The sequence below is a fragment of the Stenotrophomonas sp. T8 genome, assembly GCF_051853085.1.
GTDB lineage: Bacteria > Pseudomonadota > Gammaproteobacteria > Xanthomonadales > Xanthomonadaceae > Stenotrophomonas > Stenotrophomonas sepilia.
Genome location: NZ_CP195329.1, coordinates 3,890,960 through 3,906,738, shown reverse-complemented (window position 1 = coordinate 3,906,738; position 15,779 = coordinate 3,890,960). Strand labels below are relative to the sequence as shown.

At 68.3% G+C, this 15,779-nt stretch carries 16 protein-coding genes; 12 read left to right on the top strand and 4 right to left on the bottom strand.

Annotated features, from left to right (window positions below):
• Nucleotides 1–9: 9 nt before the first annotated feature.
• Nucleotides 10–525, top strand: a complete 516-nt coding sequence (locus ACSDHM_RS18110; RefSeq protein WP_049414402.1) for a cytochrome c oxidase assembly factor Coa1 family protein — start codon at nt 10–12, stop codon at nt 523–525.
• Nucleotides 526–592: 67 nt separating this feature from the next.
• Nucleotides 593–2,392, top strand: coding sequence for a DUF885 domain-containing protein (locus ACSDHM_RS18105; protein ID WP_088497018.1), 1,800 nt, complete (start codon nt 593–595; stop codon nt 2,390–2,392).
• Nucleotides 2,393–2,496: 104 nt separating this feature from the next.
• On the opposite strand, the gene ACSDHM_RS18100 is transcribed toward ACSDHM_RS18105, so the two are convergent.
• Nucleotides 2,497–2,961: a hypothetical protein gene (locus ACSDHM_RS18100; protein ID WP_049439393.1), complete on the bottom strand. Its 465-nt coding sequence runs from the start codon at nt 2,959–2,961 to the stop codon at nt 2,497–2,499.
• 186 nt (nt 2,962–3,147) lie between these two features.
• Between ACSDHM_RS18100 and ACSDHM_RS18095 the strand changes: the two genes are divergently transcribed.
• From ACSDHM_RS18095 to ACSDHM_RS18080, 4 genes are all read left to right on the top strand, one after another.
• Nucleotides 3,148–3,396, top strand: coding sequence for a hypothetical protein (locus ACSDHM_RS18095; RefSeq protein ID WP_005420185.1), 249 nt, complete (start codon nt 3,148–3,150; stop codon nt 3,394–3,396).
• A 123-nt stretch (nt 3,397–3,519) separates the two neighbouring features.
• Nucleotides 3,520–4,437, top strand: a complete 918-nt coding sequence (locus ACSDHM_RS18090; protein WP_252744798.1) for a bestrophin family protein — start codon at nt 3,520–3,522, stop codon at nt 4,435–4,437.
• A 19-nt stretch (nt 4,438–4,456) separates the two neighbouring features.
• Nucleotides 4,457–5,446 (top strand): porphobilinogen synthase, encoded by a 990-nt coding sequence (hemB, locus tag ACSDHM_RS18085; RefSeq protein ID WP_005420181.1) that lies wholly within the window; start codon nt 4,457–4,459, stop codon nt 5,444–5,446.
• A 32-nt stretch (nt 5,447–5,478) separates the two neighbouring features.
• Nucleotides 5,479–5,748, top strand: coding sequence for a hypothetical protein (locus tag ACSDHM_RS18080; RefSeq protein WP_005420179.1), 270 nt, complete (start codon nt 5,479–5,481; stop codon nt 5,746–5,748).
• Nucleotides 5,749–5,830: 82 nt separating this feature from the next.
• Here ACSDHM_RS18080 and ACSDHM_RS18075 read toward each other — a convergent pair whose 3' ends face one another.
• Nucleotides 5,831–6,694, bottom strand: a complete 864-nt coding sequence (locus ACSDHM_RS18075) for a TolB family protein (protein WP_111008345.1) — start codon at nt 6,692–6,694, stop codon at nt 5,831–5,833.
• Between the two features lie 49 nt (nt 6,695–6,743).
• On the opposite strand from ACSDHM_RS18075, the gene aroE reads away from it, so the two are divergent.
• From aroE to dinG, 3 genes are all read left to right on the top strand, one after another.
• Nucleotides 6,744–7,589, top strand: a complete 846-nt coding sequence (gene aroE, locus ACSDHM_RS18070; RefSeq protein ID WP_088497020.1) for a shikimate dehydrogenase — start codon at nt 6,744–6,746, stop codon at nt 7,587–7,589.
• A 3-nt stretch (nt 7,590–7,592) separates the two neighbouring features.
• Nucleotides 7,593–7,946, top strand: coding sequence for a hypothetical protein (locus tag ACSDHM_RS18065; RefSeq protein WP_049439388.1), 354 nt, complete (start codon nt 7,593–7,595; stop codon nt 7,944–7,946).
• A 155-nt stretch (nt 7,947–8,101) separates the two neighbouring features.
• Nucleotides 8,102–10,204: an ATP-dependent DNA helicase DinG gene (gene dinG, locus ACSDHM_RS18060; RefSeq protein ID WP_353080473.1), complete on the top strand. Its 2,103-nt coding sequence runs from the start codon at nt 8,102–8,104 to the stop codon at nt 10,202–10,204.
• A 57-nt stretch (nt 10,205–10,261) separates the two neighbouring features.
• On the opposite strand, the gene ACSDHM_RS18055 is transcribed toward dinG, so the two are convergent.
• Together ACSDHM_RS18055 and ilvD are read right to left on the bottom strand one after the other, a co-directional pair.
• The gene (locus ACSDHM_RS18055) at nt 10,262–10,870 is read right to left on the bottom strand and encodes a hypothetical protein (RefSeq protein WP_058979311.1); all 609 of its coding nucleotides are present in this window, start codon (nt 10,868–10,870) and stop codon (nt 10,262–10,264) included.
• A gap of 139 nt (nt 10,871–11,009) precedes the next feature.
• Complete coding sequence (gene ilvD / locus ACSDHM_RS18050) at nt 11,010–12,848, bottom strand: dihydroxy-acid dehydratase (RefSeq protein ID WP_188241441.1); 1,839 nt, start codon at nt 12,846–12,848, stop codon at nt 11,010–11,012.
• 462 nt (nt 12,849–13,310) lie between these two features.
• On the opposite strand from ilvD, the gene ACSDHM_RS18045 reads away from it, so the two are divergent.
• The 3 genes from ACSDHM_RS18045 to ACSDHM_RS18035 are packed head-to-tail and all read left to right on the top strand — an operon-like array spanning nt 13,311 to nt 15,716.
• The gene (locus ACSDHM_RS18045) at nt 13,311–13,883 is read left to right on the top strand and encodes a DUF1190 domain-containing protein (protein ID WP_005420172.1); all 573 of its coding nucleotides are present in this window, start codon (nt 13,311–13,313) and stop codon (nt 13,881–13,883) included.
• Nucleotides 13,884–13,890: 7 nt separating this feature from the next.
• Entirely contained in the window at nt 13,891–15,069 is a 1,179-nt protein-coding gene (locus ACSDHM_RS18040; protein WP_439426472.1) for a glutathionylspermidine synthase family protein, read from the top strand.
• Nucleotides 15,069–15,716 carry a hypothetical protein gene (locus ACSDHM_RS18035; protein WP_111201605.1) on the top strand — a complete coding sequence of 216 codons (648 nt, stop codon included), beginning with the start codon at nt 15,069–15,071 and terminating at the stop codon, nt 15,714–15,716. Before ACSDHM_RS18040 ends, ACSDHM_RS18035 begins: the two co-directional genes overlap by 1 nt.
• The last annotated feature ends 63 nt before the right edge of the window (nt 15,717–15,779 follow it).

Below are 15,779 nucleotides of genomic sequence, written 5' to 3'. Positions count from 1 at the left end.
AGCCCGCCGATGACACTGCCGCCGCCGATTCCCACCCATGGCCCGAAGCCTGCCGGCTGGTGGTCCCGTCACTGGCGCTGGGCGATGCCGCTGGCCGTGCTGCTGGTGTTGGCCGGTGCCGGTGGCGTGGTGGCCTGGAGCGTGCTGCGCTGGAGCGAGGCGGCACGCGAGAGCCCGCCGATGCGCGAGGCGATGCGCCGCGCCGGATGCAGCATCGAACTGGTGGAAGCCTTCGGCGAGCCGCTGCGTGCCGAATCGATGCCGCTGGGCAGCATGCAGACCGCGATCAATGGCCAGCGCGACGTCGGCCTGACCGTGGCCCTGGAAGGCCCGCGCGCGCACGGCCGGCTTTTCGTGAAGGGCACCCGCAGCGACGACGTCTGGGACTATCCGGTGATGTATGTGCTGGGCGAGAACAAGCAGACGTTCGACCTGACCGCGCTGGATGATGATGAGGCCGCGCAGGAATGCGAGCTGCAGGCCTGCCGCGAACGCGGCGAATGCCCGCTGGCCGCGGCGTTGTGACCTCCGGCCGATTGTCGCCACAGCGCTGAGCGCGTAGGGTGCGGGCAACCCTGTCCTGGAGTGCACCATGAAGCCGATCGCGTTGGCCGTTGCCCTGGCCCTGACTGCCGCCCCGCTGATGTCCGCACCGCCGGCGCTGGCGGCACCCGCCACCAAGGCCGCTACTCCGGCCAGCCCGGCCTGGGTGGCCCGCAGCAACGCATTGGCGCAGATCCTGCTCGATGCGCAGGGCCCGTTCCAGCCGGAAGAAACCGGCTTCTTCGGCGTGCCCGGCTATGACGACAAGGTGGCCGACCTCGGTGCGGACAACGGCAAGCGCTACCGCGCGGCGATGGCCAAGGCGCGCGACGAACTGAAGGCGAAGCTGGCCACCGAGCAGGATCCCAACGTCCGACAGGACCTGGAGATCATGATCCACGCCGCCAACCAGAACATCGAAGGCAGTGAGCTCAACGAGAAGTACCTGCTGCCATGGAGTGACGCGCCGCAGACCATCTTCAGCGGCCTCAACCTGCTGCTGTCCGACCAGGTGCCGGCCGAGCGCCGGGCCAAGGCGATCGACCGCCTCAAGGCCTACGCCGGGCTGCAGCCGGGTGGCACCGCGTTCACCACGCTGGCCCGCCAGCGTTACGAAGAGCGCTTGAAGGACGGCAGCCTGCTGCAGCCGACGAAGATCGAAGTGCAGCAATCGCTGGACAACGTCGAGACGTACATCACCGGCATCGAGTCGCTGCTGAAGAAGTACCAGATCGCCGGCGCCGATGAGGCAATGAAGGCCCTGGCCGGGCAGATGAAGGATTACGCCAGCTGGACGCGCACGACCGTGCTGCCAAAGGCACGCACCGACGCGCGCCTGCCGGCGCCGCTGTACGCCTACCAGCTCAAGCAGGTCGGCATCGATATCGACCCGAAGCTGCTGATGCAGCGCGCGCAGCTGGAGTTCATGGAAACCCGCTCGGCGATGCAGCAGCTGGCGCCGCTGGTGGTGAAGGACAAGGGCCTGAAGGTGGCCGATCCGAGCGACCCGGTGGCGGTGATCCGCGCGCTGAAGGCCGACAAGATCGCCGACGACCAGCTGGAAGGCCACTACCGCAAGGTGATCGATGCGATCGATCCGCTGATCCGCGAGCATGCCATCGTCGATGTACCCAAGCGCGCCATGCAGATGCGCCTGGGTTCGGCCGCCGAGAGCGCGGCCAGCCCGGCCCCGCATTTCCTGCCGGCGCCGCTGGTCAACAACACCGGGCAGCAGGGCACCTTCGTGCTGCCGCTGGGCAACCCGGCGGCGGGCCCGGGCGCACAATACGACGATTTCAACTTCGGTGCGGCGGCGTGGACGCTGAGCGCGCATGAAGGCCGCCCCGGCCACGAGCTGCAGTTCACCGCGATGGTCGAGCGTGGTGTCTCGCTGGCGCGCACCATGTTCGCGTTCAATTCGGTGAACGTTGAAGGCTGGGCGCTGTATGCCGAGGCCGAGATGGTGCCGTACGAGCCGCTGGACGGGCAGATGATCGCCCTGCAGTTCCGCCTGCTGCGGGCCGCACGCGCAATGCTTGACCCGATGCTCAATCTCGGCCTGACCGACCGCGCCAACGGCGAGCGCGTGCTGATGGAGCAGGTCGGCCTGTCCAAGGCGATGGCCACCCAGGAACTGGACCGCTACATGGTGCGCATGCCGGGCCAGGCGGGCAGCTACTTCTATGGCTACACCCGTATCCTGGAACTGCGCATGCAGACCGAGCTGGCACTGGGCGCGAAGTTCGACCGCCTGGCGTTCAACAACTTCCTGCTCGACCAGGGCCTGCTGCCGCCGGACCAGCTGGCCGATGCGGTGAACAAGGTGTTCGTGCCGAAGTACAAGCGCTGAACCCCTCCGGTAGTGCCGGCCGCTGGCCGGCATTCCCCTGGCGTAGAGAGGATTCCTGAGGTTGCCGGCCAGCGGCCGGCACTACCCGCGGTGAGGCTGCCGCGTCACCGCTGCGGTTGCGGCGTGATCACCTGGGTCGGCAACCGTGCCGGCGGTTCCGGATTGGGTACCCAGATCGCCACGCCGGCGGCGCGCTTCTGCGTGGTCGGAATACCGATGCCGACGCCACCCCCCACATGCGAGCCAAAGGTGCCGGCACCCACCGACATGCCGACCGGCGAGCCGCTGCTGCCCACGCCCATCAGCACCACGCCATTGGCGCCCAGTGCCGCCGCTTCACGCTTCAGGCGTGCCACCGCGGCATCGGTCTGGCCCTGCGTGCCGAAGCCCACGGCAGATGCCGATTCCAGCTGCGCGATTTCCTGCGAGCCGGCCGGTGGCGTGGAATAGATCTGCACCAGTGCCGGATCGATCGGCGCGCGGGCGCGCCCCAGCATGACCTTGGAGGTGCTGGCACAACCGGCGGCGACCAGCAGGATGGCCGCCAGCGCGGCCCAACGGATGTTCATGGCACGACCCCTGTAGGACTGGTTGCGATCTTCGGTGGGCCACTCTGAATCGGCGCCAACACCCGGGCCCGGGCACCCACGGCAGCACGCTAGCACGCGTCGGGTGACAGCCCCGCCAACGGCAGTAGGCGGCGACCGCGTGAACGACTATGGTGGACAGACAGGAACCAACTGCGGGAGAGCGGAATGGGCGTGATCAGTCTTTTGTGGGGCGTACTGGCGCTGTTGTGGATGATCCTGGCGCTGATTCCGCTGCTTGGCTGGGGCAACTGGTTCCTGATCCCGTTCGCCGCCGTCGGCGCGGTGATCGCCGCGCTGGGCATCCTGTTTACCCACCCGACCAAGCGCGGTCGGGCCTGGGCCGGGCTGGTGCTGAACGGCATCGTGGTGGTGGTCGGCATCCTGCGCCTGGGCCTGGGCGGCGGCGTGATCTGAATCCCGGCGCCGGGTGCGACAGGGCGTCGCAGGCGCACGGCCGGTGGCCGGGCAGGGGCGTACAATGAGCGGCTGCGCGAGCCCCCCGCGTGCCTGTGATTCCGCGCCTGGCGCGGCTGCCCGATGATCATCCGACCCCGTCCCCACGGCTGGCAACTGCTGTACATCCTGCGCGGCTCGATCGTCAAAGCGATCGCGCCGAAGGTGCTGGCCATCCTGATCCTGTCCATTGCCGTGGCGGCCGTGGTGGAACTGGCCCCGCCGACCGGCATCGAACGCGTGTCGGTCACGCCGTTCACCCTGCTCGGCCTGGTCCTGTCGATCTTCCTCAGCTTCCGCAACAGCGCCTGCTATGACCGCTGGTGGGAAGGCCGCAAGCTGTGGGGCCAGCTGGTCTACGAATCACGTTCGCTGGCCCGCCAGGTGCACCTGCTGCTGGCCGATGACGGCGGCCGCCGTCGCCGCATCGCGTACCTCACCACCGCGTTCGCCCATGCGCTGGCCGCGCGCCTGCGTGGACGCATCGTGGCCCTGGCCGCCTTGCCATGGCTGGACAATCCGCAACGCGAGCAGCTGGGCCAGCGCGAGAACGTGCCGGATGCATTGCTGTCGATGATCGCTGCCGAGCTGGCCCAGGCGCTGCGCGCCGGCGAGCTCGATCCGATTCTCTACACCCAGCTGGAGGAGCGCCTGCACGCGATGTCGTCGATCCAGGCCGGCTGCGAGCGCATCCTCACCACGCCGCTGCCGTTCGCCTACACCCTACTGCTGCATCGCTGCGCGTGGATGTTCTGCGTGCTGCTGCCGTTCGGCCTGGCCAGTTCGCTGGGCTGGGGCACGCCGGTGCTGTCGGCGGTGCTGGCCTATGCCTTCTTCGGCCTGGACCAGCTGGGCGAAGAAATGGAAGACCCGTTCGGCCTGGAGCCGAACGACCTGCCGCTGGACGCGCTGGTGCGCACGATCGAGATCGACCAGCTCGACGCGCTCGGCGAACGCCCCTTGCCCGAACCCCTGCTGCCGCAGGGTTACCTGTTGCAATAGCCACTCCTCGGAGCCTGCCATGTCCCATCCGCTTTACCGCCCGCGCCGCATGCGCCACGACGAGTTCTCGCGCCGCCTGATGCGCGAGAACACGCTGACCACCGACGACCTGATCTACCCGGTGTTCGTGCACGAACTGGCGGGCCGCACCGCAGTGCCGTCGATGCCGGGCGTGGAGCGGCTGTCGATCGAAGAGCTGCTGAAGGTGGCCGAAGAAGCGCTGGAACTGGGCATTCCGGTGATCGACCTGTTCCCGGTGATCGACCCGTCGCTGAAGTCGCTGGACGCGTCGGCGGCGTGGGCCGAGGACGGCCTGGCGCAGCGTGCGATCCGCGCGCTGAAGTCGCGCTTCCCGGAACTGGGCGTGATGACCGACGTGGCGCTGGACCCGTACACCACCCACGGCCAGGACGGCATCATCGACGACAAGGGCTATGTGCTGAACGACATCACGGTCGAAGCGCTGGTCAAGCAGTCGGTGTCGCACGCCGAGGCCGGTGTGGACATCGTCTCGCCGTCGGACATGATGGACGGCCGCATCGGCGCGATCCGCCGTGCGCTGGATGCCGACAACCACATCAACGTGCGCATCATGGCCTACTCGGCCAAGTACGCCTCGGCGTTCTACGGCCCGTTCCGTGATGCGGTGGGCAGCGCGGCCAGCCTCGGCAAGGCCGACAAGAAGACCTACCAGATGGACCCGGCCAACGGCGACGAGGCTCTGCGCGAGATCGCGCTGGACCTGGAAGAGGGCGCCGACATGGTGATGGTCAAGCCGGGCATGCCGTACCTGGACCTGGTGCGCCGGGTGAAGGACACGTTCGGCGTGCCGACCTTCGCCTACCAGGTCAGTGGCGAGTACGCGATGATGAAGGCCGCCTTCGCCAACGGCTGGCTGGACGAGCGCGCCTGCGTGCTGGAGTCGCTGCTGGGCTTCAAGCGGGCCGGTGCCGATGGCGTGCTGACCTATTTCGCGCCGCAGGTGGCGCGATGGCTGCGCGAGCGCTGACAATAGCGCCACGATAGACGGAGGACTGCGCGATGGGACCCGAACTGGGATGGATGCAATGGCTGATCTGGGGTACCGGTGTCCTGGTGTTCGGTGCCATCATCGTCGGTGTCTTCATCGCTGCCTGGCGGGCGGGCAAGCGCCCGCCGGAGCAGCTTTCCGCCGCTCGCCACGTGGCCCGTGAGCAGGCCCTGCCGGACAGCGTGCAGGCCGAGCTGGCTGCGTTGAACCAGCGCAAGGACAACGGCCAGCTGAGCGAGATGGAGTACGAGCAGTTGCGCGCCAAGGTGCTGTCGCGCTGACGGGCAATCCCCGGGGTCGGATCCCTTTCCGCAGGAAAGGGCTCTGACCCCTTCGCGGGCGCCATCCACGCATGGCGTGGATCTACCGCACGCACCCGGCCACCGCCGCCACCTTCGGCACCGCCAACCGGTACACGTCCACGCCACCGGCGCGCGGCGCCTTTGCCGCGCTGCTGGCCACCATCATCTCGCCGGGCCTGGCGTTGTCGATCACCGGCGCGCCGGTCCAGCCGCCGGCCTGGTTGAACGATAGTCCCAGCGGCTGCAGCGCCACACCGCTCCACGCACAGCCGCTGCTCCAGACCTGCGCGGTACTGCCGTGGCCGCGGCTGAACACCACGGCGCCGTCATGGCCCAGCCAGTCGCCGTCGGTCTCGTCGTCGGCGCTGTTCAGCGCGCTCAGTGCGGTGGCCGGGCCACGCACGCCCTGCGCATCCAGCGTCGCCACGAACAGGTCCCAGCCGGCGCCATGGCCCTGCTGGCGGGCAAACAACAGCTGCTTGCCATCCGCGCTCAGGGCCGGTCCGCGCTCTTCCCGGCGCCCGCCGTCACCGGCCAGCGGCTGCGCCGGGCCCAGCCGGCCATCGGAGGCCAGCGCAGCGCGGTACAGCGCCAGCGCGCCCTCGCGACCGGCCGCGAACAGCAGCCAGCGGCCGTCACGGCTGAAGTAGGGATCGCGGGCTTCACCGGCCACGCCGACCGGCAGTGCCTGTGCCTGCTGCCAACGACCGTCGACCACGCGTGCCTCCCACAGGCTCCAGCCGGCTTCGCCGCGGCGGGCGAACACGATGCGCTGGCCATCGGCGCTGATCGCGGCGCGGCCCTCGTCGGCGCGGGTCGAGACCACGCCCATGCCTTCGATGCCGTACTCGTTCAACGCCATCGCCACGGGGGCAGAGAGTAGACTGGCGGCAAGCACCAGCAGGGGCGGGGTGATGCGCATCATCCGGTTCCATGCACGAACAGAGCATCAGTCTAGCCAGCTTGAGGATTCCATGACCGACCGTTACGCCGTCTTCGGACACCCCGTCGCCCATTCGAAGTCGCCGCAGATCCATGCGACGTTCGGTCGCCAGGAAGGCATCGCCATCGACTATCGCGCGATCGACCTGGCCCCGGAGGCGTTCCTGGCCGGCCTGGAGGCCTTCGCTGCCGAGGGCGGTGTCGGCGCCAACGTCACCCTGCCACACAAGGAAGCCGCGTTCTCGGCATGCACCACGCTGACCGCACGGGCGCGCCGCGCCGGCTCGGTCAACACGCTGCTGCGCAAGGGCGACCGCTGGCACGGCGACACCACCGATGGCATCGGCCTGGTGCGCGACCTGACCGACCGCCACGGCCTGGACCTGCGTGGCCGCCGCGTGCTGATGATCGGCGCCGGTGGCTCGGCGCGCAGCGTCGCCCCGGCGCTGCTGGATGCCGGCATCACCGAACTGGTGGTGGTGAACCGCACACCGGAGCGCGCCGATGAACTGATCGACGCGATGGGCGAGCCGGGCCGCGCGATCAGCCGCTACTGGGAAGACCTGCGCGAGCTGGGCGACTTCGAACTGATCGTCAATGCCACCTCGGCCGGCCGCGACCGCGACGTCGAGTTCAAGCTGCCGCTGTCGCTGGTCAATTCGATGACCACTGCCGTCGACCTGAACTACGGCGAGGCCGCCATCGCCTTCCTGGCCTGGGCCCGTGCGGCGCAGTGCCGTAACACCGTCGACGGCTTGGGCATGCTGGTCGAGCAGGCTGCCGAGAGCTTCCTGCAGTGGCACGGCGTACGCCCGCAGACCGACGAGGTCTACCAGGCGCTGCGCCAGGGCCCGGCTGTGTTGGCCGGCGAGGACTGATCGATGGACGGCACGACCCTGATGGTGACCGTGCTGAGCATGGTCGGTGTGCGCCTGCCGGTGCTGATCGCGCTGTGCGTCGGCCTGGTCTGGGTGGTCGGTGCGCCGCGCGATGCCACCCGCACCGGCGCGCTGGTCGGCCTGCTGCTGTTGCTGTTGTCCAGCCTGGGCGGCCTGGCCGCGGGCCTCCTGCCGATGTGGCTGGTCAGCAGTGGCAACTTCAGCGCCATCTCGGGCATGAGCGCCATCTTCGGCGTGCTGCACTTCGCGCTGGCGATGGTCGAGGCCATCGGCGTGGTGCTGCTGGTGTGGGCGCTGGTGCGCCTGCTGCGGCTGCGCGGCAACGCGGTGCAGTGACACCCCGGTGACGGCCCAGGGCCGTCGCCAGCAGCGTACGGTGTGTTCATCCAGCAGCCGGGCGTCGCCGCTGCCCCGTTCAGGCAGCCAGCGGCGGCGGACATGGCCGGCCATGCGACAATGACCGGCCCGATCCAGCCACGGTAATTCCCGGCGTGACCGAAACCGTCGCCGCTCCGCGCACGCTCGATGACACCTTGAAGGACGCGATCCGCAAGGCGTACACGACGCTGCAGGCCAATACTCCCGGCTTCTCCACCCGCCGCTCGCAGAGCCAGATGATCGGCGTGGTGTCGCGCGCGCTGTCGAAGAGCGGCGGCGTTGGCGTGGTCGAGGCGCCGACCGGCGTCGGCAAGAGCCTGGGTTACCTCACCGCGGGCGTACCGATTGCGCTGGCCACCAGGAAGAAGCTGGTGATCAGCACCGGCACCGTGGCGCTGCAGTCGCAGCTGGTCGAGCGGGATATCCCGAATTTCCTCAAGGCCACCGGCCTGGAAGCAACCGTGGCGCTGGCCAAGGGCCGTACCCGCTACCTGTGCACGCGCAACGCGGCCGAAGCACAGGGCGAGGGCTCGCAGGGCGGCATGTTCGAGGAGGATGCACCACTGTTCGACCGGCCGCTGGCGCCGATCGAGATGGACATCGCCAAGCGCCTGACCGATGCCTTTACCGGCGGCAGCTGGGACGGCGATATCGACAATGCGCCGGAGACCATCAGCCCCGGCCTGCGCAGCCGCATCACCACGCCGGCTTCGGGCTGCGCCGGGCGCCGTTGTGCGTATTCGGCGCAGTGCGCGGTACTGCGTTCGCGCAACACCGTGCGCGATGCGCAGATCGTGGTCACCAACCACGCGCTGCTGCTGTCGGCGCTGTCGATCGGCGACAGCGACAATGGCCAGCCGTTGATCGCACCGCCGTCGGACATGCTGCTGGTGCTGGACGAAGGCCATCACATCGGCAACGTGGCGATCGACCAGGGCGCGGCCAGCCTGGCGCTGGACGAGATGGCCAAGCGCACCGGTCGCCTGCAGATCCTGATCGCCGGCGCCTACCGCGCGGTCGACAAGGATCGCCTCGGCAACCTGCTGCCGAACGAAGCGATCGAGGTGGCCAGCAACGTGGCCAAGCAGCTGCGCGCGTTCCGTGACCACATCGAGCGCGTGTGGATGCCGGCGCCAGCCGATGAGGAACCGATGTGGCGCGCCGCCAATGGACGCCTGCCCGAGGCCTGGCGCGAGCCGATCGAGGCGTTGGCTGACGATACCCGCAGCCTCTACAACTGGGCGCATGCCGCTACCGCGCAGGTGGCCAAGGGCAAGCCGGACGATGCCGCGCGCGAGCGCCTGCAGCGCAACCTGGGCATGGCGCTGGAGATGATCGAGCAGCAGTACAACCTGTGGCAGGCCTGGCGTCGCGAAGACAAGGACGGTGCGCCGCCGATGGCGCGCTGGGTCACCGCCACCCGCGACGGCGACCTGGTGCTGCACGGCTCGCCGGTGTCGGCCGCGCACGTGCTGCGCAAGCTGCTGTGGGATGAAGTAGATTCGGTGGTGATGACCTCGGCGACGCTGACCGGCGGCGGCGATTTCCAGTCGCTGGCGATCGACAACGGCATCCCCGAAGAGGCCGAGATGGTCTCGCTGTCGTCGCCGTTCGACCTGCCCAACCAGGCCGAGCTGATCGTGCCGAAGTTTCCGGTCACCCCCGACGATCGCGAAGGCCATCCCCGCGAAGTGGCGCGCTACCTGGACACCGAGCTGGACTGGGCCAAGGGCTCGATGGTGCTGTTCACCTCACGCTGGAAGATGGAAAAGGTGGCCGGCCTGATGCCGGCCGCGCGGCGCAAGCAGGTGCTGGTGCAGGGCGAGATGTCCAAGACCCGCCTGATCGAAGAGCACCTGCGCCGCGTCGCTGCCGGCGAAGGCTCGGTACTGTTCGGCCTGAACTCGTTCGGCGAAGGCCTCGACCTGCCCGGCGAAGCCTGCACCACGGTGGTGATCACCCAGGTGCCGTTCGCGGTGCCGACCGACCCGCAGACCGCCACGCTCAGCGAATGGTTCGAAGGCCGCGGGCTCAATGCGTTCAACCTGATCGCCATTCCGCACGCGCTGCGCACGCTGACCCAGTTCGCCGGCCGCCTGATCCGCACCTCCACCGACACCGGCCGCGTGATCATCCTCGATTCGCGGCTGCTGACCCGCCGCTACGGCAAGCGCATCATCGACGCGCTGCCGCCGTTCAAGCGCGTGATCGGCTGAGACGGGGTCGGATCCCTTCCGAAGGAAGGGCTCTGACCCGACCACGCCCTCTGTCGCTCAATCGCCCTCCGGATTCCGGCAGGCCTGGTTGCCCATCGCATTGTGGTAATCGCGATCAAAGCAGCGCAGGAAGCCATCGAGCACGTCCAGGTTGGGCGGCCACGGCACATCCACCTTCTGCCCGCCGGCGGTCGTGAAATGATAACGCCCATCCTTCAGCGCCTTGGCAATCTGCTCCGGCGCAGGAATCGCAATCAACCTTGCTCGCGCTTTCTCCAGCGCCGCACGATCACGCTGCAGGAAGGCGATCGTGCCGTCCACGTAGGCGTTCCAGTAACCGGGGTCGGTGGCGGTGGGCTTGTAGGTGCGCTGCATCAGCGCCACCGCCTCCGGGTACTGGCCCGCCTCCGCACGCATCTGGCTTTCATGCCACAGAATCATGGTGTTGCCCGCAGCCTTGGGCAGCACAGCATAGGCGGCGAGCAGATCAGCGGCTTCACGGTGGCAGCCACGGTCGGCCAGCGTTCGCCAGCCACCTTCCAGGTCCTGATCGAACGCATCCGGTTCCATCGCCAGCATCGCTGCGCGGTCGTAGCTGCAGTCGGGTGCTTTGGGTGGTTCTGCTGACGTGCCCATGGCAGCGGCCAGTGCAAAGAAAAGCAACATCCTCTCAACCTCCGTGTTGATGACCTCCTGGCCACCATAACGGATCACGACGGGTAGTGCCGGCCGCTGGCCGGCAACCTCAATGATGTGGGACGCGGCGTGCAGATGCCGGCCAGCGGCCGGCACTACCGGATCGGGATCAATCGCCGAGCAGGGCGGTGTTGCGTACGGCGCCCTTGTCGGCACTGGTGGCGAGCAGGGCGTAGGCCTTCAACGCGCTGGTGACCTTGCGCGGGCGCGGCGCACGCGGTTTCCAGCCGCGTGCATCGGCCTCGCTGCGGCGCTGGACCAGCGTGGTCTCATCCAGCAACAGGTCGATGCGGCGGGCCGGGATGTCGATGCGGATGCGGTCACCGTCTTCCACAAGCCCGATCGCGCCGCCACTGGCCGCTTCCGGCGAAACGTGGCCGATCGACAGTCCCGAGGTGCCACCGGAGAAGCGGCCGTCGGTGAGCAGCGCGCATTGCTTACCCAGTCCTTTCGACTTCAGGTAGCTGGTCGGGTACAGCATCTCCTGCATGCCAGGGCCGCCCTTCGGGCCCTCGTAACGGATCACCACGACGTCGCCCGGTTGTACCTCGTCGGCGAGGATGCCGGCGACGGCGGCGTCCTGGCTTTCATAGACGCGCGCGGGGCCTTCGAACACATGGATCGATTCGTCCACGCCGGCGGTTTTCACCACGCAGCCATCGACGGCCAGATTGCCGCGCAGCACAGCCAGGCCACCTTCCAGCGAATACGCATGCTGCAGCGAGCGGATACAGCCCTCGGCGCGGTCCAGGTCCAGCGCGGGCCAGCGCGTGGCCTGGCTGAAGGCCTCCTGCGTGGGGATGCCGGCCGGGCCGGCCTTGAAGAAGGTATGCAGGGTGTCGTTGTCACTGCGCACCACGTCCCAGCGTTCCAGCGCTTCGGCCAGGCTGGCGCTGTGCACGGTCGGCACTGTGGTATCGAGCAGGCCGGCGCGATCCAGTTCACCGAGGATGCCGAACACGCCGCCGGCGCGGTGCACGTCCTCGATGTGGTACTTCGGTGTGTTCGGCGCCACCTTGCACAGCTGCGGGACGCGTCGCGACAGCGCGTCGATGTGGGTCAGGTCGAAGTCGACCTCCGCTTCCTGCGCTGCGGCCAGCAGATGCAGGATGGTGTTGGTGGAGCCGCCCATGGCGATGTCCAGGGTCATCGCGTTGGCGAACGCGGCCTGGGTGGCGATCCCGCGCGGCAGCGCGCTCGGGTCTTCGCCGCCGTACCAGCGATGGCAGAGCTCGACGATCAGGCGGCCGGCGCGGCGGAACAGCGCCTCGCGGTCGGCATGGGTGGCCAGCGTAGTGCCGTTGCCGGGCAGCGACAGGCCCAGCGCTTCGGTCAGGCAGTTCATCGAGTTGGCGGTGAACATGCCCGAGCAGGAGCCGCAGGTGGGGCAGGCGCTGCGCTCGAACGCGGCGACTTTCTCGTCGGAGGCGCTGTCATCGGCGGCCACCACCATCGCATCGACCAGGTCCAGCTTGTGCTCGGACAGCTTTGTCTTGCCCGCTTCCATCGGCCCGCCGGAGACGAACACCACCGGGATGTCCAGGCGCAGCGCAGCCATCAGCATGCCGGGGGTGATCTTGTCGCAGTTGCTGATGCACACCAGCGCGTCGGCGCAGTGCGCGTTGACCATGTACTCCACGGCGTCGGCGATGATCTCGCGGCTGGGCAGCGAATACAGCATGCCGTCGTGGCCCATCGCGATGCCGTCGTCCACGGCGATGGTGTTGAATTCCTTGGCGACGCCACCGACCTGTTCGATTTCGCGCGCGACCAGCTGGCCGAGGTCCTTCAGGTGCACGTGGCCGGGCACGAACTGGGTGAAGGAGTTGGCGATGGCAATGATCGGCTTGTGGAAGTCGCCGTCCTTCATGCCGGTGGCACGCCACAGGGCGCGGGCGCCGGCCATGTTGCGGCCGGCGGTGGAGGTGCGGGAACGGTATTCGGGCATGGCGGGCGGAACGGGCGGGCCGTACGACGTGGGGGTCAGCCGATCATGGCCAATTTTTTCGGTTGCTGCTGCAACCACCGGAGATGGTCCGGCCGGGCTGCGCCCGGCACCCGCAGAGGCAACGTCAACGTCAAAGGCGGGCATTCCGTGGGACAGCGGGGTGGGTCCGGTTGCGGGGGACGGCGCAAGTACATCCATGTAGCCTCGGTCGCGCCATCCATGGCGCTCACGCCCCCGCAACCGGACCCACCCCGCCTTCGACAGTTTGCTGCGATCTGTTGGGGCCGGCGCTCTGCCCTTGGTAGGTGTCGACCTTGGTCGACACGATGGATCCACGTCATGCGTGGCTGATGCGGAACGACGAGAATGAAATTCCGTTCATCTTTCCCACTTTGCCGATTCCGGTTGTTGGTGAGGATTTGGCATCATTGGGGCATTGATCCGTCGACAGGGCAGAAGGCCATGAAACGTTCCCGCACCACCGCGCTGCTGCTGATGAGCGCTGCGCCGCTGCTGTTCACCGCCTGCCAGAAGGAGCCGGAGGTGAAGGTGCAGGAAGGCCTGTACACCTCGGTCGAGGCCTGCACCGAGGCCACCGGTGATCCGTCGTCGTGCCGCAATGCCTTTGCCGAAGCGCAGAAGCAGGCCGCCGATGCGGCGCCGAAGTACGCCAGCAAGGAAGCCTGCGAGAAGGATTACAAGCCGGAGCAGTGCGTGCAGCAGCACACCTCGGCCGGCACCTCGTTCATCGGCCCGATGATGATGGGCTTCTTCATGTCGCAGATGCTGAGCAACCGCGGCGGCCTCGCCCCGCAGGCGCCGGCGTCGGCACCGGCATACCAGGACAAGAACGCTGGCTGGGCGCGCCCGGCACCGGGCGGCACCGGTGGCCTGAACACCGCCAGCGGCATCGGTGCCGGCAAGGCCGGCCTGGCGCCGGTCACCAGCGAGCCGAACCGTGCGGTCACTGCCAGCCGTGGTGGCTTCGGCAACACCAGCGCACGCCGCAGCACCAGCGGCAGCTACGGCGGCTGATCGACCCATGCAGCGCATCCGGATTGCCGAGCGTGCCCAGTGGCGGGCACGCGCGGAGGAAGCGGGTTTCCGTTTCCATACCATCGATGGCCAGCCCTACTGGGATGAAAGCGCGTACTACGCGTTCACCCTGCGCCAGATCGAACAGGACATCGAAGACCCCAGTGCCGAGCTGCACCAGATGGCGCTGGATCTGGTCGGTGATGTCATCGGCAGCGAGCGGTTGATGGACCAGCTGGCGATTCCGTCGCATTACCGCGACTGGATCGCCGACAGCTGGCGCCAGCGCCAGCCGCACCTTTACGGCCGCCTGGACCTGGCCTACGACGGCACCGGTCCGGCCAAGCTGTACGAGCTGAACTACGACACGCCGACCTCGCTGTTCGAGGCCAGCTTCTTCCAGTGGCAGTGGCTGGAAGACCAGCGCAACGCCGGCCGCCTGCCGCAGCATGCCGACCAGTTCAATGCGATCCATGAGGCACTGGTCGAGCGCTTCGGCGAACTGGCCACGCAGCTGCCGCCGCCGCTGTACTTCAGCGCGGTGGGAAGCTCGGAAGAAGACCGTGGCACGGTCGAGTACCTGCGCGACTGCGCGTCGCAGGCCGGCCTGCATGGCCAGGCCATCGCGATCGAGGACATCGGCCTGTCCGAGGACGGCCGCTTCACCGCGCTGGATGATTCGGTGATCGGCACGCTGTTCAAGCTGTACCCGCTGGAAGACCTGATGGCCGAAGAGTTCGGCCGCGCGCTGCCCGGTTCGGGCGTGCAGTTGCTGGAACCGGCGTGGAAGGCAGTGCTGAGCAACAAGGGCATCCTGCCGTTGCTGTGGCAGCGCAACGTGGGCCATCCGAACCTGCTGGAGGCGCACTTCGATGACGGCAGCACGCTGGCCCCGGGCTGGGTGCGCAAGCCGCTGTTGTCGCGCGAAGGTGCCAACATCGAGATGCACCTGGCCGATGGCAGCACCCAGCGCAGCGACGGTCCCTATGACGGCCCGGCGATCATCCAGCGCGCCCATCCGCTGACCCGCTTCGAAGGTGGCTACCCGCTGATCGGCAGCTGGGTGGTGGGTGACCACGCCTGCGGCATCGGCATCCGCGAGGACGACAGCGCGATCACCCGCGACAGTGCGCGCTTCGTGCCGCACGCGATCGTCGACGAGGCGCCGACGCGGATCTACGTCTGATGACGGTGCGGCGTTGGCCTGGCCGGCATGGACGTGCCACGCCCGCGCCGGGCCGGCATTTCGATGACGGGCGCAGCCTGCAGGCCGTCGCGGACCGCGTCGCGGTGCGTTGCCACCGCTGCGATGCCCCCGGTTGGGTGATCGCCCGCTGGGAACCCTATCGATGGACCGCGCGTTTCCGCTGCACCGCTTGCAGCGCTGCATTGGACAGCGGCGACTGGGTGGGTGCAGTCCGCATTCTGGGCCGCCAGCCCTGTGGATTCTGCGGGCATCAGTGGCTGCATGTGTGTCGGCCGATTCCCGCCGGCATCCCCGCGCCTGCATCCTTCCCCGCCCGATGCGCACAGTGCGATCGCAGCACCGAGGTCACGGTGTTGACGCGTCCCCTGCGTGACGCCGAGCCTGCCGATCCGCATTTCGGTCTGCCGCTGCGCCTGGTCGAATCGACCCGCGCGGGCCTGCTGTGGGCCTACAACGCCGAACATCTGCAGGCACTGCACGAATACGCGGGCGCGACGCTGCGCGAGGGCCGCGGCCATCATCGATCCATGTTCTCGCGCCTGCCGCAGTGGATGAAGCTGGCCCGCAACCGGGTGCTGCTGCAGCGTGCGGTGGAGCGGTTGCAGCGGCGCTTGCTGCAGGGGTAGGTAGTGCCGGCCGCTGGCCGGCAGCCGAGCATGGGCTCGGCGCTACAGACAACCCGATTCTTG

Bases quoted from the DNA above. Each gene is read 5' to 3' on its own strand.
- ACSDHM_RS18095 (WP_005420185.1), top strand. From the start codon at position 3,148: ATGGGCGTGATCAGTCTTTTGTGGGGCGTACTGGCGCTGTTGTGGATG.
- ilvD (WP_188241441.1), bottom strand. From the start codon at position 12,848: ATGCCCGAATACCGTTCCCGCACCTCCACCGCCGGCCGCAACATGGCC.
- ACSDHM_RS18055 (WP_058979311.1), bottom strand. From the start codon at position 10,870: ATGTTGCTTTTCTTTGCACTGGCCGCTGCCATGGGCACGTCAGCAGAA.
- ACSDHM_RS18040 (WP_439426472.1), top strand. From the start codon at position 13,891: ATGCAGCGCATCCGGATTGCCGAGCGTGCCCAGTGGCGGGCACGCGCG.
- ACSDHM_RS18110 (WP_049414402.1), top strand. From the start codon at position 10: ATGACACTGCCGCCGCCGATTCCCACCCATGGCCCGAAGCCTGCCGGC.
- ACSDHM_RS18045 (WP_005420172.1), top strand. From the start codon at position 13,311: ATGAAACGTTCCCGCACCACCGCGCTGCTGCTGATGAGCGCTGCGCCG.
- ACSDHM_RS18090 (WP_252744798.1), top strand. From the start codon at position 3,520: ATGATCATCCGACCCCGTCCCCACGGCTGGCAACTGCTGTACATCCTG.
- ACSDHM_RS18080 (WP_005420179.1), top strand. From the start codon at position 5,479: ATGGGACCCGAACTGGGATGGATGCAATGGCTGATCTGGGGTACCGGT.
- ACSDHM_RS18105 (WP_088497018.1), top strand. From the start codon at position 593: ATGAAGCCGATCGCGTTGGCCGTTGCCCTGGCCCTGACTGCCGCCCCG.
- ACSDHM_RS18065 (WP_049439388.1), top strand. From the start codon at position 7,593: ATGGACGGCACGACCCTGATGGTGACCGTGCTGAGCATGGTCGGTGTG.
- ACSDHM_RS18075 (WP_111008345.1), bottom strand. From the start codon at position 6,694: ATGATGCGCATCACCCCGCCCCTGCTGGTGCTTGCCGCCAGTCTACTC.
- ACSDHM_RS18035 (WP_111201605.1), top strand. From the start codon at position 15,069: ATGACGGTGCGGCGTTGGCCTGGCCGGCATGGACGTGCCACGCCCGCG.
- aroE (WP_088497020.1), top strand. From the start codon at position 6,744: ATGACCGACCGTTACGCCGTCTTCGGACACCCCGTCGCCCATTCGAAG.
- hemB (WP_005420181.1), top strand. From the start codon at position 4,457: ATGTCCCATCCGCTTTACCGCCCGCGCCGCATGCGCCACGACGAGTTC.
- ACSDHM_RS18100 (WP_049439393.1), bottom strand. From the start codon at position 2,961: ATGAACATCCGTTGGGCCGCGCTGGCGGCCATCCTGCTGGTCGCCGCC.